The organism is Bacillus sp. T-10(2022), assembly GCF_056502895.1.
Genome location: NZ_CP113518.1, coordinates 894,780 through 918,631, shown reverse-complemented (window position 1 = coordinate 918,631; position 23,852 = coordinate 894,780). Strand labels below are relative to the sequence as shown.

Sequence of the window (23,852 nt, the reverse complement as noted above, 5' to 3'; positions counted from 1 at the left end):
AATAGATAGATTCAGTAAATAAAATAATCTATAAAATACATGATAACTAGAGCTAACAATATGTAAGTAAGTGTAATGACATATTGTTTTGAGGTTTTCAGGTACTTCCACTCCATAAACGACTGAAAACCAATTGATACAATTAAAAAGCATATCCAATACCACTTTATAACATTTCTGTTCTCTATTGCATAGGGAAGAGTACATAAAAAAATTAATAAGATTATACCTCTTCCCCATCGGTCAATATTCTTACCAGGAGTTTCTGATAACTTTTCTTTCCTTTCTACACCAAGCCATTTCGTTAGAAATTTATTTATAAAGAGAGCAAGAATAATAATAATGATAAAGAACATAATGAACACTAAGAATCCCAATTAAATTTTCCCCTTTTATTTACATTATATATAGTTTACCACAAAATTATTTATATCTTATTCAAACAACCTTTCTCTTTAGCTGCATAAAAAAAGAGCTGCCTTCCAGACAGCTCCAGACTGAGACAAACTCGATAGTAATTGAGTTTGTCGACAGTTTCTTTATGGTTGTACAATTGGGATGTGGATTTCCATTCCAGGCACTCGCTTTCAAGCAGGCGGTCCGCCCGCGGTGTCTCCGCTAGATGCGCTTTTCCCGAAGGAGTCTCGCATACCCGTTCCATAATGCTGTATCTCTATTCTGATTAACTTTTTTAGCATGACAAATACCAGATAAATAGTTTCAAATGTAAAAAATGCCCCAAAACCTAATCGCTTGGGGGCATTTTTTTCGTTAAGCCTTGAAACGAGAAATCATCTCCTGCAATTCCTCCGCCAATCCGGTCAAGGAAATTGTTGCATTCGATACCTCCTCAATTGAGGCCAATTGCTGCTTACTGGCAGCAGCAGCTGTTTCAGTGCCAGCTAATGTTTCTTGCGACCCTTCAGCAATTATTTCAATGGTTTGCTGCAGTTCTTCAAAGCCATTCTTTATAAACTGGGTAGCTGCTGCCACTTCTTGAATCTGAGATGTTACCTGCTCAATTAAAATTAAAATTTCTTCAAAGTTTGTAACCGTTTCTTCTGAAAGCTTTCTTCCAGAGTCCACATTATCTCTTACAATTTGAATATTATTAACGGTCTCGTTTGATTCATTTTGGATGGTTGAAACAAGCTTATGGATATTATTTGCAGATTGACTGGTTTGATCGGCTAATTTCCTAACCTCTTCTGCAACAACTGCGAATCCTTTGCCATGCTCCCCGGCTCTAGCAGCCTCAATTGCAGCGTTTAATGCAAGTAAATTCGTCTGACCTGAAATATCAGTAATTAGAGTGGAGATTTCTTTAATTTGTGTCGCGCTAAATACTAATGAGGTGACTCCTTTATCCGCCATGTCAACAGACAGATTGATGGATTTCATCTGCTCGAGCATTTCTTTTACCGAGCTTTCACCACTTTCAGCTTGCCCTCTCATATTTGATGAAACCTCTGCTACCTTTGATGTATTCGAAGCTACCAAAATGATGCTGTTTAGTGAATCGGTTACCGCCTTTAGACTGTTAACTGTTAACTGGCTTTGTTCAATATTGCTATGAGTTATCGCTTGCATCGTTTCCGAGATGTGATCCGATGTTACTATAGACTGTTCGGTACTGGCCGAAAGCTCTTCAGAAGCAGCTGCCACTTGTTCGGATGATATGCCAATTTGAGAAATCATTTGTCTAAGCGAGTCCACGAAGATATTAAACGATTTAGCCAGTTGACCAAATTCATTATTGCCTGTAACCTCCATATGCTTAGTTAAATCAGCATCACCTGTGGCTATTTCCTCTAGTTGGCGGTTTAACTTTCCAAGTGGCATTAGAATTGACCTTAATAGCAAAATACATAACGCGAGTCCAACTATCGATGAAGCAATTGCCAGGAAGAGAAAGGCTCCCCTACTAAAATCAGAATTGCGGTCATTTAACGATTGTATATTGGTAACATCGGCATTGAGAGATTCCACCAATTCATCTACTGATGGATCCAGCACTTCTTTCCTAAGAGTTCTTTCTTCTCCAAAGTGCAAGTTTTTAGCTCCTTCAGGATCTTCTTTATGAATGTTAATTACCTGCTGGTTCATTTCCCAAATATCATTAAAGTTTTCTTCTAGATTATTTATTTTCTCCCCGTAATTCTTTTCATTATTAAGATCCTTAATTCTTTCGATTTTCTTTTGTACATCATTTGCTTTTTCTTCCATCCCTTCGGCAAACTGTTTATCCCCAGTTATGATAAATGCCCTTTCATCATTTGATAAACCTGCCAGGCGATATTGAATTCCAATAACAGCCTTTTGAATTTCCATCTTATCCTGAAGTATAGAATTTCTTTCGGATAATGCATCTATTACATAAACAGCAAAGCTCCCCAGTATTAGAATAGTTCCAATAAGAATGGAAACTGTAGTTATCAACCTCGTTTTAATTTTCAATTGTTTACATCTCCTAAAAAGCTATAAATTTTTAACATTCACTCACCTTTTATATCGGAATTCCAGCTTATTTATGAAGATAAAAACCTTCTGTAACAATAAAAATAAAGCCGCCTATATGGCAGCTCACTCTTCAACTAATATAGATATTGCTTAAAACTGCACTTAAGTATTTGCTCCAACCTTCACGCTACCATCACTGATATATTAGTAATAAAAATCATATTAATATTTTAATGATTTAAGAGACTTCTCTTAAATTCCCTTTAAAAAATGTGCTTAACTTTTAATTTTATAGTAGATAAAGTATCATTGATTTTACAAGCAAAGACTAAATATTCTTACTTTTCATGCTATTGCCTACGATCCTTAACATGCATAGGTAATGAGACATTCCCCATAAAAATAAATAGGAGTGACTAAAGTGAAAGCACAAATTATTCAATCTTTTGGTGATTCATCCGTATTTCAGCTTGAAGAGGTTTCAAAACCCGAACTAAAACCTGGACATGTACTTATTCAAGTCAAGGCTTCAAGTGTAAATCCTATTGATACGAAAGTCCGTGCTGGTGCAGTTCCAGCCGTTGCCCCCGAGTTTCCAGCCGTTTTACATGGTGATGTTGCAGGATTGGTATCTGCAGTGGGTGAAGGAGTGACTGAGTTTAAAGTTGGCGATGAAGTGTTTGGATGCGCGGGTGGTTTTAAAGGGACTGGCGGTGCAATTGCGGAGTTTATGCTGGCAGATGCTGATTTACTTGCTCACAAGCCGAAAAATTTGACGATGGAAGAAGCCGCAGCTTTACCACTAGTTGCCATTACCGCATGGGAAGCTTTATTTAATCGGGCAAATCTTGTCCCTGGACAAGATATACTGATCCATGCAGCAACCGGCGGTGTAGGCCACATTGGCATTCAGCTAGCCAAATGGAAAGGCGCGACAGTCTATACAACTGCCTCTTCGCAAGAGAAGCTGGAGATTGGCACGCGCCTTGGGGCAGATGTAACGATCAATTATCGAGAAGAAAGCGTTCACGACTATGTACAAAAATATACAGACGGAAAAGGATTTGACGTTGTGTTTGACACGGTGGGGGGAGAAAACCTTGATCGCTCTTTTGAGGCGGCTGCGGTACATGGAACGGTGGCAGCCATTGCTGCCCGTTCGACTCATGACCTCTCCCCAGTGCATTCAAAGGGACTTTCTCTACATGTTACCTTTATGTTGTTGAAGATATTAAATAAGGACATGCATAAGCAATATGGAGAAATTTTAAAGAAGGTTGCCAAGGTGGTTGAGGAAGGTAAGCTGCGCCCGCTGGTGGATTCAAACATGTTCACGTTTGATGAAGTCTCAAAGGCCCATGAGTACTTGGAGTCAGGCAAGGCGATAGGTAAAATTGTTTTAAAAAATGATTGGTAATGAATAGGCACTTTAACAACTTTATGTTCATTTAAAAATAGACGGTACAGTGAAAATCTCTAAGATTCCCGCTGTACCGTCTGCTTTTATTTTTAATTGCCGTAAAGCACCAATAGGACATAGTAATAGGAATTGGCAACTTTAAGACAGGTTGCCATAGTAGACTTCTACAGGATAAAAAGGGCTTTCTGTCAAAATAAAATCTCGGTTTCAGTGTCATTACATTTGAAAGATATGAAATCATTATACATAACCGGACAATCATCATATCTGTTCCTCTGCTCCGCTGCTTTGCTTCTCCTTTCCATTAATAAAAGGATCTAGTTCTGTTTCAATGGCCGGTCCCTAAGGGGTAATTTTGACTTTTCCCCATTTCTGTCCCATCAACTAATTGAGTATTACGAGACTTTATCATTTACTTGTCCAGATATAATTACGCTGGATTCTTTTTTAGTTTTGGCGACTATTAACCCAATCAAAAAGCCCACTAATCCTGTGCTGATCCATCCAACGCCATGTTCGAATAATGGAATGAATCCAAATGTATTGTTAATTGCATGTGTTAAGATATGAGCCTCTTTTAAAGAATCAAGCAGAGCAACCAATCCGACTCCCACAACTGTACTCACATATACGGACTGATAACCCTTAAACAAATTATTGGCAAATATTAAAGCAATCAAAGCAATTGCCAATGGGTAAAGCAGAAGTAATATAGGGGATGCTAAAGTTAAAATAGCATTCAATCCAAAATTTGTAATACTTAAGCCTAAGATAGAAAAAACTATTAACCATTTTTTATAAGTTAAAGACGGCATAATTCTTTCAAAGTATTCGGAAACAGCTGCCAGGCAAGCAACATTGGTGGTAATCCCCGTCAGAAAAATAACGGTTCCAATGATGTAAACCCCAAATTTCCCAAAAAGAGCAATGGCACTCTCCGCTAGCACTTCCCCGCCATTTTCTTTTAAACCAATTGCATCCACACTTGAAGCACCAATCCAAGCCATTGAAACTTGTAAGGCGATTAATCCGATAATGGTTATGATTCCTGCTTTAATAAATATCTTAGAAACTTCTTTTTCAGATTTTATTCCTAAAGAACTAATTGTCTTAATGAAAATACCCCCAAATATAAAAGCAGCAAGTATGTCCATTGTATAGTAACCTTGTGTAAATCCTTTTAAGAAAACGCCATTTAAGTAACCCTCTTGAGGATCACCTATTTTGCCCATAGGTGTGATAAATGATTTTATAATCAATACTCCTAGCAAAATTGAGAAAATAGGGGTTATGATTTTACCCAAATTATCAATAAACTTTTTTGTATCCCAAGAGAGGAAAACCGTCAATAGAATAAATAGTACGGAAAATACAAACAGATACAACCATTCATTTGCTTCACTTTGTATTAATGGTTTTAAAGAAATTTCATAGACAACAGAAGTTGTTCTAGGAATAACATAAATAGGTCCCAGTGTGAGAAAAAGCAATATTGAAAAAAATGCAGCAAAGCGTGGGTGAACCCTACCTGCAAGTTTTTCTACAGTACCACCTCCACGAGTTAAGGCTATGATTGCTAGTAAAACCAGCCCAACGCCTGTTATCAAAAAACCTCCCATGGCGAGCCAGGTGCTTGTTCCTGCCTGTTGACCTAACATCGGGGCAAATATAACGTTCCCCGCTCCTAAAAACATGGCAAAGAGCATTAAACCAATAGACAGCACTTGCGAAAAGGACACTTTCTTATCCAATGTTATTCCCCCTTAATACTTATTAAAGCTGCGGGAACGGCTGAAAGAGCCCTTCCTAAATATCCTGTGAACAATTTGCTGCTATTTTTTATACTTTAGTTGATTTCTTCTTGCTAATTCTTCCTAATAAAAACGCACCAGCGCCAATACCAATTAATGTGTTCGTTTTTTTGTTAAATGTCTGTTTGGCTACTAAGTTAAGGTTTTGGGGACGCTCCGCCAAACGGCGCATAAAGTACCCATACCAATCCACTCCAAACGGAACGTAAGTACAAAAATTGTATCCTTCCTTTGCTAAACTCAACTGCATATCTTTTCTGAATCCGTAAAGCATTTGGAATTCATATTTCTCTGTTGGTATGTTATTCTTTTTGGCAAACTTTTTTACATGATTAATGATTTGGTGATCATGTGTAGCAATGGATGTAAATTTACCATGCAGGAGATGGTACTCGATTAACTCAATGAAATTTTGATCAATATCTTTTTTGTCTTGATAAGCGACACCTTCAGACTCTTTATATGCGCCTTTTACGATTCTCAATCGGTGATTTTTGTATTTTGCAATCACATCTTTCGCATTATAAAAGTAAGCCTGAATAACCGTTCCAATATTATCATAGTCTTTGGAGAGTTCATCAATTAGATCAAATGATGACTGAAGATGACCATGATCCTCCATATCAAAATTGATAAATACATTATGTTTGTACGCGTTTTCAACAATTTCCGATAGATTTTCAAGGCAGAAATTATAATCAATATCCTGTCCCAGCTGAGTAGGCTTTAAGGAAATATGGGCATCTAATTGATGCTGATAAATAGCTTCGATAACGGCAAGAATCTTTTTCTTCGCCTGAATGGCTTCTTTCTTTTCAAATACAAACTCACCAAGGTTATCGATTGTTGCAGAGATTCCATTTGCATTCAATTCTTTAACACTCTTCACCATTTCTTCAATATTCGTTCCTGCTACGACAGACTGGGCACCAAGTTTAAGCCCCCATCGTTTTGCACCGCTATTAAGCACCTTATTTTGTGAAAGCATAATAAAAAAATCTTTTGTTATTGTCAAAATAGTGACCTCCATCATTTTTAAATGGGCTTTTTACCATTCAATTATATTAAGTGTTCATTTCAGGGTTTAACTTATTGAAAACAAACATAAAACGCTTTTACTTCCAATTCTTTTTCTAGGCAACTAATTTAATATTTTTCAGATTCGACATAAAAATTTATCGAGAGAGTAGTATATCTTGTGAAAATGAGTAAACAGAAAAAGGAAGACCTTTTCTTGTAGAATTGAATCACCACAAAACAATTCACAGAAGAAAAATTACGACCGCGTTTCGTATTGTGGTACCATTATTGGATTTCAAACACAGGCAGAGCTTGCACACCCTGTTTAAAATTGGCGTCATCAGGAAAAGGGGCTCATTCACAAAATTGTGACGGTCCATTATAAGGATTTAGCTAACTGATAATCGTTAAAGTAAATTACTTCAGTTAGGAATTTACAGCCCTGTACCTTTTCAAAAGTTGATCTTGCTTCTTGTTCAGTTTCAAATTCAAAGATTTTGACATTTTTATTGGAATGGATCGTGATAATCCACATTAAAATTTCCTCCACTTCAAATTGCTTATTTCAATAGCAGACGACGAAATTAAACAGTATATGTCCCGCCCCGGAAACAAGAAGCCTCTGCTGACGTTCCAACCATGTAAACCGCTAAAGTATCCCTGTCCATGTCACATGTGATTCAAAACAGACCGATTCTGTTGGACGAACCGTGAAGGAATCAGCTATGTCCGGCTGCGGAATTAGAAGAGCTACACCAGCTCTAGCTATCTGTTCTAATATTGTAATCTGTTGCTTCTAATGCTTCTTGTTTGGTTGAAGCGAATTCTACTGAAGCCCCAAAGCGAAGACCATTTTATAAAAGGCAGAAAAGCTGCTGCCTTATTTAATTAAACTGTTTCACTAATCGTTTTTGCCTGCATGTGTAACATGAGATAGTCAGGGCCACCTGCCTTGGAATCTGTTCCTGACATGTTAAAACCGCCAAATGGCTGGTAGCCAACAATTGCTCCTGTGCAGCCACGGTTAAAATAAAGATTACCTACATGGAATTCTTCTTTTGCCCGCTTAATGTGATCAGGATTATTTGAGAGTAACGCTCCAGTTAGCCCATAATCCGTATTGTTCGCTATTTCCATCATGTGATCAAAATCGCGCGCTTTACAGAAAGCCAACACAGGACCAAAAATTTCTTCTTGCATAATACGTGCTTTTTCATTAACATCAGCAAAAATGGTCGGCTGGATAAAGTATCCTTTAGAGTCATCCCCTTCACCGCCTGTTACCAGCTTGCCTTCTTCTTTTCCAATTTCAATATATTTTGTAATCTTGTTAAAAGAAGCTTGATCAATTACTGGTCCCATGTAGGTATTCATGTCTTCTGGATTACCGATTGATAGCGTGTTTGTTAAAGCGACTGCTTTTTCCAAAACTTCGTCATAGACATCTTGGTGTACAACCGCACGTGAACCCGCTGAACATTTTTGCCCTGAGAATCCAAATGCTGAGTACACGATCGAGGATGCGGCCAAATCCAAATCTGCGTCTTTATCAACTACAACCGTGTCTTTTCCGCCCATCTCAGCAATTACACGCTTCAACCAAATTTGACCGGGTTGTACTTTTGCGGCACGTTCATAAATGCGGCATCCGACTTCACGTGAACCAGTGAAAGATACAAAGCGGGTTTTAGGATGATCTACGAGGTAATCGCCTACTTCTGCGCCACTTCCCGGTATGTAATTGATTACTCCTTCAGGAAGACCAGCTTCTTGTAATATTTCCACAAATTTAGCTGCTATTACAGGTGTATTATTAGACGGTTTTAAAAGAATTGTATTTCCTGCTACGATTGCCGCTGCCGCAGTTCCTGCCATAATCGCCATTGGAAAGTTAAAAGGCGAAATAATGATCCCTACACCAAGTGGAATATAATTAAAAGAGTTTACTTCACCTTCCCGGCTTTCTACTGGAGCCCCCTCTTTTAATTGCATCATTTGGCGTCCATAAAAAATTAAAAAATCAATCGCTTCCGCTGTGTCTGCATCTGCTTCTTTCCATGGCTTTCCTGCTTCCTTTACTAGATAAGCAGAAAATTCATGCTTTCGTTCGCGGAGAAGCTCTGCTGCACAAAATAAAATATTGGCCCTTACTTCAGGATCTTCATTTTTCCAAGTATCAAAAGCAACTAGCGCAGCTTGCATCGCCTTTTCAGCCAACTCTTTGTTTGCCTTGGAAACACTACCAATTACTTCATCCTTGTTCCCCGGATTAATCGAAAGAATTTGTTCATCTGTTGTAATCGACTCGCCCCCGATAATTAGGGGATAGCCTTTCCCCATCTCAGATTGAACAACATTTAATGCTTTATTAAATGCATGTTTATTTCCTTCAATGATAAAATCAGTGAATGGCTCGTGCTTATATTTTTCTTTTAATGTAGTGATCATGGTCATGTAGTTTTTTCTCCTTTTATAGATAATAAGTTCGTTAATTTCTGTACTTTCCAAATAGAAAATTCCGCTGTCAACGGCTGCCTGTGCATTAAGCATTTTCCAATAAAGACTGCTGATTTAAGGTAAAGCCTTGTTGGTATGGATCGGTTTCTTCTAAAGCAAATCGATGTAATCCTGTAACCCAGGCTGACCCTGTAATCTCAGGAATAATAGCACCAAAACCCGATACTGTCGTTTTTCCGACTACTTTACCTATGAATCTGGAATCGATAATACTTTCTTGAATAATACTTTCACCAACTTGAAGATCCAGCGTTGCTAATTTTGCTGAAGTACCTGTGCCGCATGGGGAACGGTCAATTTGCCCATTCCCAAAAACAACAGCATTACGATAATGGTTCTTCCCCTTTTTCAAGCTGAACTCAACAAGATCCACCGAACAAATATTGGGGTTTTGAGGATGCTCAAAATAAAATTGCTCATTAAGTATTTGTTTTATTCTCATACCAAGTTTAGATAAGACAAGAGTTTCGTTTGTATTTAATTTCAAATGAAATTGTGAGGCATCAACTATAGCAAATATGCTGCCGCCAAAAACAATATCTAATTTGATAGTTCCATAGCCTTCCATAAAAATACTCACATTTTTTTCAAGTACAAAAGAAGGCACATTCCGAAACGACACCTGACTAACTTTTTGATCTTTATACTTAACTGTACATTCTATCTTGCCTGACGGTGTATCAAGAAAAAACATTTCCTTTTGAGGTAACAAGCCAAACTGTATACCTGCAGTAATCGTGCCGATTGTGCCATGACCGCACATATTAAGGTAATCGCCGCTGTCCATAAATATTAAGCCAGCATCACATCCTTCTTGAGAAGGTTCACAAAGAATAGCTCCAAACATATCTTGATGACCGCGTGGTTCGTTCATTAATAATTTTCTTAGCCAAGGTATTTCTTTTTTAAGATTATTTTTTTTTTCTAACATGGTATCTCCTGAAATTTTCGGAACCCCACTTACAATAATTCTTGTTGGCTGACCCATTGTGTGGGTATCGATTGTTTCAATAAACTTAGAAAAATTGATCATTACTTACCACCTTCTCTTTTTCTCACAAAAGTTTGCGTTCTATTAGACATAATGCAATTCGCATGCCAAAAACTTTTTTCAGCATTCATACGCGCAAAAAAATAAGTCATTCTCTTTTATAAAACGAGTATGGCCCTTATTCTAAACAGATGGAGTGGGGGTAAAGTAATAAAAAAAGTTATCAATATTGAATAGTACTCCTTTTTATAATATTGTAAATAGTGTAAATATTATTTACATATTGTAAACTTGTAAACTTACACAAAAGAGTTGTAAAAGGAGGCGGATTAAAATAGGGAAGATTAGTAGAGATAATATCCTTTTTTATTTAGAAGCTATTTTAAAGACCAGTAAAGATGCAGTAACAGCTGTTGATAAAACGGGTAGGGTTGTTTACTGGAATGAGGCAGCAGAAAATACTTATCAAATTAAATCAAATGAAATAATAGGGAAAAACATAGAGAATTACTTTCAAATGAAGGATATTAAATTGTACGAAATTTTAAAAGACAAACAGCCAATATTTGATGTTTATCATCAACCTCGGCCTGATAAGCATATTTTAATCAGTTCTTCTCCTGTTTTTGACAGTGATGGCAACCTGATTGGCGCTATATCGGTAGATCGTGATATTACAGCTACAGTAAAACTAAATGATAAACTTTCCGTTACAAACTCAAAACTACAAGATTTAAAACAGCAAGTCATTAATCAGGCTAAAAACTTACCGTTCTCTAGCATAAAAGGCAGCAGTAAAATTATTAATCAGATAAAGGCATCCGCTACTAAAGTAGCAACAACGGACGCAACAGTGTTGATATTAGGAGAAAGCGGTGTAGGAAAGGAACTCTTTGCACAGGCCATTCATGAGTCAAGTTCCAGAAAAAGAAAGCCCTTTGTTCCTATTAATTGCGGCGCTATCCCTTCCCCTTTATTTGAAAGCGAATTCTTCGGCTATGAAAAAGGATCGTTTACAGGAGCTGAAAAAGGCGGGAAGGCGGGAAAATTGGAAGAAGCACATGGCGGTACATTATTTTTAGATGAATTAGGAACAATGCCTTTAGACATCCAGGTTAAATTCCTGAGAACTCTTCAAGAAGGAGAAATTTACAGAGTAGGTGGCACAAAAGCAATCAAAGTGGATATAAGGGTAATAGCCGCTACAAACAGCATGTTAGAGAAGATGGTGGAAAAAGGGGAATTCAGAGAAGACTTATATTATCGTCTAAATGTGGTTCCCCTTCATATTCCTTCACTACGAGAAAGATTAGAAGACGTTCCAGAGTTGGTAAATTTATTTATAGAAGAATTCTCAATTAAATATCAAAAAGAAATACAATTTCAAACTAATGATATGATTGAGTTATTTTCCTCTTATCACTGGCCTGGTAACATTAGAGAATTAAGAAATTTCGTAGAAAGACTTGTGGTCATGACTGATGACGCTGTATTACAAGCCAGTGATATATTGAATATGCTTCCACAAAGGGTTAAAAAAACAACGTTTGTAAATACTCCTATCACGTTTCAAGATGAAATAAGCTTAATAGAAAAAGAACGGATAAAAAAAGCGTTAGAAAATACGCAAGGTAATAAGACATTGGCAGCAAAAGAATTAGGCTTTTCAAGAGTTACTCTTTATAAAAAGATAACAAAGTATGGACTTTAATATTAATTATCGTCTATCAACAATAGCTGACACCATTACATATTAAATGCTATATGGATGTTTTCACATCAAAACGAGGCCCTTCACTTGTTTGGTGAATAAGTCGCCATCTAATAGTCCATCTTAACAAATGAAGCTACATGGAGGGAGGTTCTAGGCATGAGCCAAAAGCGTGATAAAGGCAATAGTCAGAAGGGAAAGGCTAAAAGCAATACAGTAGACCCAGTGATTGCAGCAGAAGACTTGGAAAAAGCAATTTATCCAACTAATAAGCCCCCGCGCAATGCTAAATAAGTACAATCTCGTGACTTCTTTGCTTTTCCAAAAAGAGACTTGCAGGTAAACGAAACTGAAGGGTCAAGCATTCCGCTAACATGAAGGATTACTTGACTCTTCATCGAAATAATAGACTTTTCGAATTACCAAAATACCAGTCGTCATTATCTAGTGTATCTTCCCATCCAACATATATATTTCTAATAGCCTGTTATTCGTTTCAATCACACCCCAAATGTTTATCTACATACATACTTTATCCATTCTTTATTAAACTAACCTTGCCCCGATGCATAAGAAAAAGCTGCCTTAAAGGCAGCTCTGATCTTTTTTAACGTATTAAGAATTCCAGCAAATCTTACTGGACACCATTACATAACCGACCGATATTCTCGACTTCAACAACGACTTCATCCCCCGACTTGATCGTGCAGCTGCCAGATGGTGAACCCGTGGCCAAAATATCACCGGGCTCCAGTGTCATTACCTGTGAAAGCCAGCTGATTAAAAATGGAATACTTAGAGACATTTCATTGGTATTTCCGTCTTGGACAACGCGGCCGTTTAAAGTGGTCACAATCCTTAAGTTTGTAGGATCTACCCCGGTAACGATGCATGGTCCCAAAGGTCCGAATGTATCAAATCCTTTGCCCCGCGTAAACTGTGGATCTTTTTTTGTAAGATCTCTTGCTGTGACGTCATTAAATATCGTGCAGCCAAATACATAATCAAGCGCATCTTCTTCTTTAATGTTTTTTCCGCGCTTTCCAATGACAAGGGCCACTTCCCCTTCAAGTTCCACTTGGTTGGATAGCTCGTTTGGAGGAAGGATAATATTCTCCTTGTCTGCAATAAGCGAAGATAATGGCTTTAAAAATAGGAATGGTTCAACAAGGTTTGCCTCTCCACCCGTTTCCTTCGCATGACCTGCATATGTCCAGCCGAAATTAACCACTTTCGAAGGTTTTACAGGTTCCAAGATTTTCACGTCACTATATTTCAGCTCGACCCCGTCATACTTTATTTCCTTGTTGACAAGTTCAGCAAAACTGCTAGACAGTTGTAATATCATGTCATCCTCAACAATACCGTAATGTATTTTGCCCTGTTGATTCTGATAGCGAACTATTTTTTGTGTTTTTTGTAGCACATGCATTATGAATAAACTCCTTTGATGATTAAGATTACCACAGATAAAATAAAATCCGGTTCTCCTATACTATAACATGCCTGTTCTTTTACGGGAAAAAAGAGCTCTCGTCACGACTCCATCTTCAACTAAACCGACCTTTAGTTCAATAAGAAATTATTTAACTATGTATTTTATGGAACCTACAATTTTTTTATAATTTTATCTGTGTATTGCCTTATATAGGCTGCAATAAATATTCCGATTGGTAGTCCCAGTAATACATTCCCCATGAAATGTTTACCACCCAAACTTGTATAATATTTTCTACACAAATCCATTCTATTACAATCAAAGACTTGGTGCTTATTGATTATCTCAAAATATCAAAACTTTTGTACTGGTAATTCGTCCCTTTTCAGCTAACCTGTCTTGTTAGTGCCATAAGAAAAAGGCTGCCCCAGCAACCTTCCTGCCTGTTAGATCAAGTAGGTAACTTCACATTTAAGCCTGATATAGGAGCATAAAAGTATGTATTGCAGCTTTTATGTATCTGTACTTATTTCCTCCCATTCTTGATCCATATAATTTGCTAGCCAATTAAGGGTGTAGTGCCTTTCATATACAACGCCTTCATCTAGAGATGATGGAACTTCCAAATGATTTATTTGGGCTTCTCGTACCGCCCAATGTGCCCTATAAATAAAATCAAGACTATCTAATATATCACTGGTTGGTTTTAAAGTGGATTCATCAAGCAACTCTTGTTTAGAATGAAGAGAAAAAACCGTCTCAAAAACATATTCAGCATTGCAAGTATCGACTGGAACATCTAAATCGGCTATTAGATTTACAGACCAAAGCAGAAGCCAAATGCGTTCTAACTTCCACGAGTATTGGATCAGCTCATTGTGATTAAGATGTTTTTTCTTTAAAAACTTTTGTTCTTCTTCTGTGAATATTTTTCTGGCGGAGCCTCCATGGCTTTCGCTGAGACTATCGCTAATGAAATAATTCTATCTATAATCTCTTCCTTTGTTCTAAGGGAAGCTTCTTCTTCATTTTCCGTTAAGGGTAAATGTTTATTTATTGGTACCTTTAGGGTCTTTAATATTTTTTCTGTTTGTTTTTTTCTCTTTTTCGAACTACTCATTCAGCACCTCACTATGAGCTGATCCCGCTTCTTTAAAATTATTATTAGGAAAGCTTTCCACAGACCGTCTTTTATTGTAACCTGCTACTCAACTTTCCCGGGCAATTAGTTGCATGAAGAAAAAGCTTCAGCTCCAATCTTCAGTTAAAGCACCCGTTCGTTCCAGAAGGAATATTCTTCTAAATTCCCCTTTAGTGAAATCCACTTTTATTTCCCAAAATAAAAATAGTGCCAACTTCTCTTTAATAGAAATTAGCACTTCGGTTTATTCACTATACGTTATCGTGCCGCTTTAGGCGGTTGGCACACATCACATTTACGTTGGTTATTATTTTTAAATTTCTTGAATGTTTTTTCAAAGTTGCTGCCACATGTACATTTAAATAGTAACTTTTGAGAAAAACCTTGATATTCCGTCGTCAGCAACTTACTTTCCGAATTGTTCTCAACAAATTCTTTAATTTTACCAATCGTCCATTGTTTATTCATTCTCTTACACCTCCATATTTTATCGCTATGCGGAGGCTTTTCTGGCATCCGTTCAGAAACAGTAATTATCGTAAGTTATTCATTATAACATGAGCTGGCACTCAATTAAACAGATGGATGTATCTTAATCTGCCCCGAAGTTGCAAAAAGAAAAAGCTGCCTTAAAGACAGCTCCGATTTTTCAGCTAAAGCACCCGTTCGTTCATTAAGAAACCCTGTATGGAATAAGATCAAATTATCCATCCATGGAAAACCATACCCAAGTTGATAACAATATGAAAAACTATGGATGGATATATACTATCGGTCTTTAAAACTACGATTGCATAAAAAAGCCCCCCAAAAGAAAAAAGTAAGCTTATTATTACAGGAATTCCAATTGATATATGCAGTAGCCCGAATCCGATACTGGTTATTACGACAGCATAAAAGGTGGAAACATTTCTTTTTAAACTAGATAACATAATACCTCTCCAAATTACTTCTTCAAGTGTAGCGTTTATGATGGCAAACAATATACCGAAAAGTAATACTGTTTTTAAATCGCTCATTTCTTGACTAAATAATGGTATAAGTATTGTGCTTGATACCATTAGCCCAATAAGTAAAAAATACGGTAATTTAATTGTATGAAACGGCATTTTGATACGCCTGTGCCAATCTGGTAATCGTGCATAGGAAAATATCTTCTGCTTAGACAACATTAGTGAAATCACTGTTCCAATCATAATAAATATAAGTAAACATCTGTTTATTATGATTTTCATTTCTTTGGATATGTTCCATTCATTGATATAGATGCTTCCGAGTTGATACACCAATGTACCTAATAAGAAGAAAATAAACAAGGAAACTGATGAACGGTATTTATTAGTTGAAATGTAGAGAATAAGCAAGAATATGAGTGGCAATAATCCCCAAACAAACATCCTAAATGAAAAAAGAATAATACCTGCGAAAAATAAGATTGCCAAAAATAAGAGAAACATATTTGTCCGTGAGTGATTTATGCTAATCCCCCCTTTAAGAAAGCACAATTCAATCGTTTCAGCTAAACGTTCGGAATAACTGCTCTTTAGCTGAATAAGTCCTTGCATATACAATACCATATAAAGTAAATCCCCCCTCATGTTACTTAACAGCACTCCTGTAAACTGCCCCGATAGCTGCATAAGAAAGAGCTGCCTTTAAGACAGCTCCGATCTTCACCTAACGCACCCGTAAGTTTTAGTACATTTCTTCACAATTTTTTTAGTAATATGAACTAAAAAATCACCTCACCAGAAAAACTAGAGGTGAGATCAATTCAATAAAACCTTACATAATCCCCTTCTTTAATTTGATTCTTTTCAAACCATCCAAGGTTCACTTCAACTGCATATTGATAAGGAATTTCTGGATCATAGGTAGGACATATATCTTCTTTACAAGGCTCCATATGAAGTATTTTTAGAATTTCCCCATCCCAATCAAGAAAAGCAATAGATAAAGGAATTAATGTGTTTTTCATCCAAAAGCCACCATATATTTTAACTGGATACACAAATAACATCCCCTCGTTTTCGGGTAAATTCCCAACAAACATTAAGCCCTTATCTCTTTTTCTTTGAGTATCTGCAACTTGAACCGTTAATCTAGTTTCCCTGTTTCCGCTGAGTATTTTTATCATTTTTGTTTTCATTCTATTTTTCATGTTCACTCACCTTAGAGTAGTATTATAAGCAGGAAAGAAATTTAAAAGAAGTTCATGAGATTGATAAAATCGTCTTTTCCCTTAATAATAAAAAGGAAGAAAGTTGAAGATAAAACGAAAACAAAAATAACTAAGGAAATCCCTTTTCACATCTAATACTTATTCTATGGTTTTAAATTTAATTCTTCGTTTTCAATAATCACAGCAACAATATATATGAAGATTTGTTCAACTGCCTCGTTTGTTGCATAAAAAAAAGGAGCTGTTGTACAGCTCCTGCTTAAGCCATTTTTGTTCTGGTTGGTGCAATTGTATAGCATACTAAAACCATTTTTCCCTCTCATCATCTAGAATGTCTAATATCGCTTGTACCATTAAAGCACCCGATTGTTGAAGAATTTACAACAATAACTATCAATTATTTCTTAATGATATTTATTGTATTTTATCCTTGGAATGTACAATATTATTAATTTTCATTCAAATGATAAATTAGTTGCACAACACCAGAGGAGAACGTTTTTGTATTAACCAATTTTAAATTCAACCTCTTTTTAATATCAATAAACAAAGGTTTTCCTTCTCCCAAAATAACAGGATGAACAGATAATCTAAATTCATCTACAAGCCCTAAATTGATAAATGTTGTAATAAGACTTGCTCCGCCATATAGCCAGATGTCTTTACCAGGCTTATTCTTTAATTTATTTACTTCTTCAACAATATTATCATTTATAAATATTGCTTTATTATCAGTCCCTTTTTGCGTTCTGGAAAACACGTATTTTTCTTTACTATGAACTATTTTCCAAAGTTCTTTTTCTGTATCGGCATCTTCAATTCCTGGAGTGTATTGTCCCCATAAATCGTAGCTTTTTCTTCCATATAAAATGGTATCAATTTGATTTAAAAAATTAATAAACCCCATCTCAGGGTCCATGATGCACCAATCAACTTCCCCATTTTTCCCTTCTATAAAACCATCTAAAGTAACTGCCAAATCTAAAATCATTCTTCTTGATCTTACGTTAATGGACATAATTCTTCCTCCCTTAATCATTTAAATATTGTTTGCTCCAATCCTCAGCTAACGCACTTGTTAGCTGAAGTCGATTACTTTTTAGAGTTCTCATCAACAGGTTTTCGTTTATGTTTTTCATTAATTATCTTTTTATTAAATATCTTAACTTCTCCAACCATTAGTAACCTCATATCCTCTACAATATACTTGGCTAACTCTTGGTCAGTGATGGCATCTCCATCAATATCAAGGCGGAATTCCTGCCCTTGTAGCCCACCGCCATTAGTAAACTCTATTTCAAAGTCAAATTGAACTCTTTTATCCATTTGAACCCTCCTAAAATATTGATTGATACTGCAATTGCATTGATAAATTACCCTTTTGGCAAAACAGGGCTTTTTACACCTTTTCACAGTTCTCAAAAGATATATTCTAGACGAAAAAGACAATTACCTTCTTCAACTATCCTGCCCCTTTAGTTCCATAAGAAAAAGCTGCCTTAAAGACAGCTCCGCTCTTCAGCTAAAGCACCGTTTTTTAAGTGAATCCATTCAAATCTGCTATATACTCAAAAAGTCTTCCATTAGATATTTATTTATGTCAGAAACTTTTCATATAAAAAAGCTACCCATTAAAAGTGGGTAGCAAGTAATACAAGTTATTTGAAAACAATTTGTAGTTTTCCAGATACTCTTCCAGAAGAGTATCCATCTTTCACATCTACATAAAATTTACCAATTTTCATATCTGTGAATAATGTCTTTCCACCAGCTAAGCTATGATAGCCTGTGCACTTTCCAGTACTGGCATTGCATAGACGGGACCATATGTTACTATAATTAGTCAATAACTTACTTCCAGAAGAGGTCTTTAAATAGATTGGGGAAACCAGTTCTACCTGTAAGTCACTACCTCTGTTAGGATTTCCAATTTCACCATCCCATTTTCCATCTTCTGTTTGAAAAGAATACTGAGGAACACTTGCTTGTGCAGAAGAATTACCGAATACCATTCCACCTACCAGAACTAACACAAACATACTTAAGATTGAAAATAAGTTTTTTATGTTATTTCCTCCTCCCATCTTTATCCACTTTATAATATCAGAATAAACTGATTATTAAAATGATTAAAAATGACTATACCTTCTTAGCTTTAAACATGTTTTGGTTGCGTCATCTTCATCGTTTTACAGTTCTAGTCACTACGTTTGTTGAACTATCCTGCATTTATTTTCTTTTGGAGCGCATGCCTTTAAGTTTTGTAATGTCATCTTGCTTAAGCAATTGGTTATACATTTCACTGTTAACATCATATATGGCAATTTTCCCTTGATTATTATAATGAATTCCCCAACCATAATTTTTCACTAAAGGAGAAGCCCTGAAGCAAGCCTTGGATTTTGAAAAGAACTGTTCTCGAAGTTCAGCTGCATTTTCCGCTTCCATTTGATTTTTAATTAAATATGTTTTGAATTGGACGTCTTCTTGTGTAAATTTATAGGGGTTATTGTTAATTAAATCATGCTCGATATAAGCAATGGTGGTTTTACCGTTTTTGATGACAGGTACCTTTGCTGAAGAAACTTTTGAATCATCTGAAATGGTAATAAGTGTGTTCTTATAACTCATATAACAACCTCCTTAGTCTACATACCATATCATACCATTATTTCCCTCCACTATCCTGTCCCTTTAGCTCTATAAAAAAAGCGACGCTTCGTTATTGAAGGATCGCACATGTCTTCATATTAATACAGTTGATGAAAGGCTTTCGTTCATTAAAGGGAGTTGAAGAAGGCCAATCATTATAGGAATTAATCTACTAAAAAAGGCTACTTAACGTAACCCTTTTTAGTACAATCATTTTCTATTTAACTTTGACTTTAAGGGCCTTAATTACTTCTTCTGTTGCCTCAGCAATAAGCTCGTCGTTATAATCAGCCTCTTTTTTATCACGACTTGAAAGTACAGCAAGAACAATAGGGTCTCCTTTTGATGGCCAAATGATCGCAATGTCATTTCGCGTACCATATGATCCTGCTCCAGTCTTATCAGCCACTACCCAACCTTTCGGCACTCCAGCACGAATTAACGCATCTCCAGTAGTATTTCTTTTCATCCAATCTATTAAAAGTTCACGTTTCTCAGTTGGAAGTGTATCTCCCAATGTAAAAGCCTGAAGACTAGTAGCAAGTGCTATTGGTGTACTCGTATCATGCGTTTCACCAGGATTAACTACATTTATATCTGGCTCAATTCGCTCAGGGTTGGTAACATTATCTCCAATTCCCTTCAGTACTTTTTTAAATCCAGCCGGTCCCCCCAGTTGTTCAAGGATAAGGTTTCCAGCAGTATTGTCACTGTATCGAAGAGAAGCATCAGAAAGCTCCTTAAGAGTCATCCCCGTATCAACATGCTTTTCTGTAATCGGATTATAATTAACAAGATCCTCACTGGTATAGGTAATTCTTTGATTAAGGTCTTCTATTGATTTCTGTTGTAAAAGTGCCCCTACAGCCAGAGCCTTATGAGTAGATGTAAACGCAAATCGTTCGTTCTCATGAAATTCCACGGTTTCTTTCGTTCCTGTATCAATGGCATAGACCCCAAGCTTTGCATCATATTCCTTCTCAAGTTGTTCGAATTTCTTGATTGTGGCTTCTTTTGCAGTAATATTTTCTGATGTTTGATTAGTTCCCCCGGTTTGTTCTGTTTCCGATTGTTGTACAACCTGTTTTTCCTCATCAGAGCAGCCTGCAACCATAAGCACCAATCCTATTGGTGCCAGTATTTGATAAAACCATCTTTTGTTCATGATGTAAACCTCCTAATTATTTGATTAGACTCTTATGTACGAATTGAAAAAACAACCTCATGCAAGGAGTTTTAACGGATTACGTTTGTAGTCTGATTACATCTGTAGTATAGTATTACATATGTAATCTAACAAAGTCAATTCTTTATTTTTTACCATCAAGCCACTATAAATTTGCTATATACCTATTTTTTAAAATTTAAAAGTCAAGAGAGGTGGTATTGAAGGACATGTTTTTAACCTACTTTATAATAGGTCTATTGGTGTCTTCATTTTCCGTTACTGTTATCCTACTTATACGAAAATGGTTTGGAAGACAATTAACAGCAAAATGGCACTATCATTTGTGGATGTTTCTTTTTATGGCTTTAGCACTTCCATTCATACCTACTGATTTATATAATTTTAGTTCTCTCTTTAGCAGCGGGGATATAAATCAGATTAATGTAACCAGCTCTAATATGAAAAAAACTGGGACTGATATGATGCAGGGCCTACACCTTATACAAGACTTTTCTGTATCGGTCAATCGGCCGGACCTGTCCTTACTTAATAGGGGAGTGATGGGTTTATGGTTGTCAGGGATGCTTTTATTTACCTTTACTATGGTCCGTGGATGGCTCACAATCAGAAGGATAAAGAATTATTCTTCTCCGTTTTCCAATCAAGAAGTTCTCGTGCTTTTCGAAGAATGCAAGAAAAGACTACAGATAAAAAAACCAATAGAGATTGTTATTTCGAATAGAGTCCAATCTCCAATGATATTCGGGCTTTTTCAAACATATATCGTCTTACCTTCTCAGCATGAAAACTGGCTTAGCTTGAAAAATTACGAGTATATCTTTCTTCATGAACTGAATCACTATAAAAACAAGGATTTGCTGACAAATTACGTGATATTGTTCTATCAAATCATATATTGGTTTAATCCCCTTGTTTGGCTTGCTTTTAGAGAAATGAGATTGGATCGGGAAATCGCATGTGATACATCTGTTTTACAGTTACTAGATGATCATTCTATTAGTGAATATGGAAATACTATCATTAATTTTTTGGATCTTTCAAAACGGTCAAGTAATCTACAGTTAGTGACACAATTAAACGGTTCGAAGCTTCAAATCAAAAAACGAATTGAACAAATTTCTGCCTTTAAGCATTCCGCAAAAAAATCATTAAGAAAAAGCGTCTTTATTTATGTGTTGGCCAGTATCATTTTGACAATCCAATTACCTTTCGTTTCCGCATTTGCGACGGAAAACGACCGATACCATTTTAAAAATGACGGAGTAGTTTATGAGGATTTACATCAATTCTTTAAAGGGTATGAAGGAAGCTTTGTTTTATATAATCATAACGCACAGCAATATCGCATTTATAATGAAGAGAAAAGCACTTTGCGGGTATCACCTGATTCCACATACAAAATCTATAGTGCCTTATTTGCTCTAGAATCAAATGTGATATCACCCGAAGAATCCAAACTTTCATGGGATGGGACGGAGCAACCCTATGAAGCTTGGAATATGGATCAGGATGTCTCATCTGCTTTACAAAAATCTGTAAACTGGTATTTCCAAGAATTAGATCGTCGAACAGGATTTGAAACAATTCAATCCAATCTACAAGAGATAAACTATGGAAATTCCGATGTATCTGGGGAATTTAGTGAATTCTGGAACGAGTCCTCATTAAAAATTTCTCCAGTCGAGCAAGTCCAACTGCTGCAAGCCTTTTATAACAATCAATTTGGATATAAGGAAAGGCATATCCAAGCTGTGAAGGAAGCACTACTCTTAGAAAAGCATGAAGAAGCTCGCCTATCAGGAAAAACAGGTACAGGAGCAGTGAATGGAAAAAACATCAATGGTTGGTTTATCGGGTATGTAGAGACGAAGAACAATACTTATTTCTTTGCTACCAATATACAAAATGAAGATGATTCATCTGGAAGCAAAGCGGGAGAAATCACTTTATCAATTTTAAAAGATTTAGGAATCTATAATGAAAATGAAGGGGAGAAATATGGAGAAAAACATTCCTAGTATATCAGAATCAGAATGGGAAATCATGAACGTACTTTGGGATAAAGCCCCTCAAACAGCGAATGACATCATACTTTCCTTACAGGAAAGTACCGATTGGAAACCGAAAACCATACGTACCCTTCTCGATCGATTGGTTCAAAAAGATGTGGTAGGTGTCAATAAAGATCTAAGAGTTTACACCTTTTACCCGCTCTATACACAGGAAGAGTGCCAGCGTGCCGAGACCGAATCATTTATCAAACGTATCTATGGAGGGACCATGAAATCCATGCTTGTCCAATTCATTCACGAAGATACCCTATCTGATGATGATATCAATGAACTGCGCACTATTTTAAATAAAAAACCCAAAAAGTAATCCTATTAAAAAAGTCGATTTGGAATTTTTCCAAATCGCTTTTTTCTGTCGAAATCAAAATAGCGGGGGACATATTTCTCAAGTAATTATCACTTTCTTACTAGATTAAAAAGGAATAGCTTTATTCTCTGTAAATACTACGCCTGTTAGTCATATAATAATAAAACAAGTGTAGAGTTACACACGAAATGAGCCATTACTGTGAAGGATATATTTATTCAATTAAACTGCCCCTATAGTTCCATAATAAAAAGGCTGCTGCCTCCTTTAGCAACCCCCTATTTGTTTTATGTAAAATAAAAACAGTTCAATTGAAAATATTAAACCCTCTCTAGTGGTGTATGAGGTAACGGTGGTAATTGAATTCTAACCTGGTCTCCAGGGTGAACCTCACCACTTTCCAAAACTATGCTCATGATTCCTGCTTTACGTATCAAGTTCCCATGCTGATCCCGATCCAAAACAGCGTTCATAAGTCCTGATTTAAATTGATCAATCTGGGCACATGGATTTCGTAGACCTGTTACTTTAATAACTGCTGTTTCCCCAATAAATAGTAACGAATCCTTCGGTAATTCAAGCAGATCAATACCTTTTGTGGTAATATTTTCACCCATTTGTCCAGCTGTAACATTAAACCTGTCTTTCAATTCATCTAATAATTCTGAGTGGATAAGGTGAACTTGCCGCAGGTTAGGTTGATTTGGGTTCTTCGCTACACGTGAACGATGCTTAACGGTTTTACCTGAATGGGCATCTCCTTCAACGCCCAAACCCTTCAACAGATTTATACTATTACAATTTTCCTTGCTGAATGTGTGTTTATCACTTTTACTTACAGCTATTACTACTCCGCTAGCCGAGACGATACTTTCGTCATTCATTTTCTTTCAACTCCCCCCAATACTTATATTTGATATCTTTATTCAACTATCCTGCCA

24 protein-coding genes are annotated in these 23,852 nt (G+C 36.3%); 5 read left to right on the top strand and 19 right to left on the bottom strand.

The genetic code is table 11. The annotated features are described in order from the left end of the window. Window positions 1-11 precede the first annotated feature (11 nt). Window positions 12-356 carry a DUF4181 domain-containing protein gene (locus tag OSJ91_RS04435; RefSeq protein ID WP_350302792.1) on the bottom strand — a complete coding sequence of 115 codons (345 nt, stop codon included), beginning with the start codon at window positions 354-356 and terminating at the stop codon, window positions 12-14. A gap of 415 nt (window positions 357-771) precedes the next feature. Beyond that, window positions 772-2,457 (bottom strand): methyl-accepting chemotaxis protein, encoded by a 1,686-nt coding sequence (locus tag OSJ91_RS04430; protein ID WP_485891084.1) that lies wholly within the window; start codon window positions 2,455-2,457, stop codon window positions 772-774. Between the two features lie 424 nt (window positions 2,458-2,881). On the opposite strand from OSJ91_RS04430, the gene OSJ91_RS04425 reads away from it, so the two are divergent. After that, on the top strand, window positions 2,882-3,877 hold the full coding sequence (locus OSJ91_RS04425; protein WP_485891083.1) for a zinc-dependent alcohol dehydrogenase family protein: 996 nt from the start codon (window positions 2,882-2,884) through the stop codon (window positions 3,875-3,877). A gap of 398 nt (window positions 3,878-4,275) precedes the next feature. Here the strand turns inward: OSJ91_RS04425 and brnQ are convergent, their stop codons facing one another. The 5 genes from brnQ to OSJ91_RS04400 all read right to left on the bottom strand — a co-directional run bounded on the left by brnQ (window position 4,276) and on the right by OSJ91_RS04400 (window position 10,261). Next, window positions 4,276-5,631, bottom strand: a complete 1,356-nt coding sequence (gene brnQ, locus OSJ91_RS04420) for a branched-chain amino acid transport system II carrier protein (protein WP_485891082.1) — start codon at window positions 5,629-5,631, stop codon at window positions 4,276-4,278. An 88-nt stretch (window positions 5,632-5,719) separates the two neighbouring features. Beyond that, complete coding sequence (locus OSJ91_RS04415; protein WP_485891848.1) at window positions 5,720-6,679, bottom strand: proline dehydrogenase family protein; 960 nt, start codon at window positions 6,677-6,679, stop codon at window positions 5,720-5,722. Window positions 6,680-7,090: 411 nt separating this feature from the next. Next, window positions 7,091-7,246 (bottom strand): hypothetical protein, encoded by a 156-nt coding sequence (locus tag OSJ91_RS04410; protein WP_192824877.1) that lies wholly within the window; start codon window positions 7,244-7,246, stop codon window positions 7,091-7,093. Between the two features lie 353 nt (window positions 7,247-7,599). After that, on the bottom strand, window positions 7,600-9,159 hold the full coding sequence (pruA, locus tag OSJ91_RS04405; RefSeq protein WP_485891847.1) for an L-glutamate gamma-semialdehyde dehydrogenase: 1,560 nt from the start codon (window positions 9,157-9,159) through the stop codon (window positions 7,600-7,602). A gap of 94 nt (window positions 9,160-9,253) precedes the next feature. After that, the gene (locus OSJ91_RS04400; protein ID WP_485891081.1) at window positions 9,254-10,261 is read right to left on the bottom strand and encodes a proline racemase family protein; all 1,008 of its coding nucleotides are present in this window, start codon (window positions 10,259-10,261) and stop codon (window positions 9,254-9,256) included. Window positions 10,262-10,553: 292 nt separating this feature from the next. On the opposite strand from OSJ91_RS04400, the gene OSJ91_RS04395 reads away from it, so the two are divergent. Next, window positions 10,554-11,930 (top strand): sigma-54 interaction domain-containing protein, encoded by a 1,377-nt coding sequence (locus tag OSJ91_RS04395; RefSeq protein ID WP_485891846.1) that lies wholly within the window; start codon window positions 10,554-10,556, stop codon window positions 11,928-11,930. Between the two features lie 159 nt (window positions 11,931-12,089). Further along, a complete protein-coding gene (locus OSJ91_RS04390; RefSeq protein WP_258832098.1) occupies window positions 12,090-12,224 on the top strand; it encodes a hypothetical protein in 135 nt (44 codons plus the stop codon). 340 nt (window positions 12,225-12,564) lie between these two features. Here OSJ91_RS04390 and OSJ91_RS04385 read toward each other — a convergent pair whose 3' ends face one another. From OSJ91_RS04385 to bla, 11 genes are all read right to left on the bottom strand, one after another. Continuing rightward, a complete protein-coding gene (locus tag OSJ91_RS04385) occupies window positions 12,565-13,362 on the bottom strand; it encodes a fumarylacetoacetate hydrolase family protein (RefSeq protein WP_101226022.1) in 798 nt (265 codons plus the stop codon). Window positions 13,363-13,880: 518 nt separating this feature from the next. Beyond that, window positions 13,881-14,297, bottom strand: a complete 417-nt coding sequence (locus OSJ91_RS04380; RefSeq protein WP_485891845.1) for a DUF4272 domain-containing protein — start codon at window positions 14,295-14,297, stop codon at window positions 13,881-13,883. Continuing rightward, the gene (locus tag OSJ91_RS04375; RefSeq protein WP_485891080.1) at window positions 14,267-14,488 is read right to left on the bottom strand and encodes a DUF4272 domain-containing protein; all 222 of its coding nucleotides are present in this window, start codon (window positions 14,486-14,488) and stop codon (window positions 14,267-14,269) included. The genes OSJ91_RS04380 and OSJ91_RS04375 overlap by 31 nt, the downstream gene beginning before the upstream one ends. Window positions 14,489-14,767: 279 nt before the next feature. After that, complete coding sequence (locus OSJ91_RS04370) at window positions 14,768-14,977, bottom strand: hypothetical protein (RefSeq protein ID WP_485891079.1); 210 nt, start codon at window positions 14,975-14,977, stop codon at window positions 14,768-14,770. 230 nt (window positions 14,978-15,207) lie between these two features. Next, the gene (locus OSJ91_RS04365; RefSeq protein ID WP_485891078.1) at window positions 15,208-16,086 is read right to left on the bottom strand and encodes a CPBP family intramembrane glutamic endopeptidase; all 879 of its coding nucleotides are present in this window, start codon (window positions 16,084-16,086) and stop codon (window positions 15,208-15,210) included. 197 nt (window positions 16,087-16,283) lie between these two features. Next, a complete protein-coding gene (locus OSJ91_RS04360) occupies window positions 16,284-16,670 on the bottom strand; it encodes a DUF192 domain-containing protein (RefSeq protein ID WP_413015673.1) in 387 nt (128 codons plus the stop codon). A gap of 469 nt (window positions 16,671-17,139) precedes the next feature. Next, on the bottom strand, window positions 17,140-17,709 hold the full coding sequence (locus OSJ91_RS04355) for a dihydrofolate reductase family protein (RefSeq protein WP_350301365.1): 570 nt from the start codon (window positions 17,707-17,709) through the stop codon (window positions 17,140-17,142). A gap of 74 nt (window positions 17,710-17,783) precedes the next feature. Next, entirely contained in the window at window positions 17,784-18,017 is a 234-nt protein-coding gene (locus OSJ91_RS04350; protein WP_350301364.1) for a cyclase, read from the bottom strand. Window positions 18,018-18,349: 332 nt separating this feature from the next. After that, on the bottom strand, window positions 18,350-18,775 hold the full coding sequence (locus OSJ91_RS04345; RefSeq protein ID WP_350301363.1) for a hypothetical protein: 426 nt from the start codon (window positions 18,773-18,775) through the stop codon (window positions 18,350-18,352). A gap of 145 nt (window positions 18,776-18,920) precedes the next feature. Next, the gene (locus tag OSJ91_RS04340) at window positions 18,921-19,322 is read right to left on the bottom strand and encodes a DUF6157 family protein (RefSeq protein WP_350301362.1); all 402 of its coding nucleotides are present in this window, start codon (window positions 19,320-19,322) and stop codon (window positions 18,921-18,923) included. Between the two features lie 238 nt (window positions 19,323-19,560). Continuing rightward, a complete protein-coding gene (gene bla, locus OSJ91_RS04335; protein ID WP_485891076.1) occupies window positions 19,561-20,508 on the bottom strand; it encodes a class A beta-lactamase in 948 nt (315 codons plus the stop codon). A 230-nt stretch (window positions 20,509-20,738) separates the two neighbouring features. Here bla and OSJ91_RS04330 point away from each other — a divergent pair, with 230 nt between their 5' ends. After that, window positions 20,739-22,550: a BlaR1 family beta-lactam sensor/signal transducer gene (locus OSJ91_RS04330; RefSeq protein WP_485891075.1), complete on the top strand. Its 1,812-nt coding sequence runs from the start codon at window positions 20,739-20,741 to the stop codon at window positions 22,548-22,550. After that, a complete protein-coding gene (gene blaI / locus OSJ91_RS04325) occupies window positions 22,531-22,911 on the top strand; it encodes a penicillinase repressor BlaI (RefSeq protein ID WP_350301360.1) in 381 nt (126 codons plus the stop codon). Before OSJ91_RS04330 ends, blaI begins: the two co-directional genes overlap by 20 nt. A gap of 320 nt (window positions 22,912-23,231) precedes the next feature. Here blaI and OSJ91_RS04320 read toward each other — a convergent pair whose 3' ends face one another. Then, window positions 23,232-23,795, bottom strand: coding sequence for an MOSC domain-containing protein (locus OSJ91_RS04320; protein WP_350301359.1), 564 nt, complete (start codon window positions 23,793-23,795; stop codon window positions 23,232-23,234). Window positions 23,796-23,852: the final 57 nt, after the last annotated feature.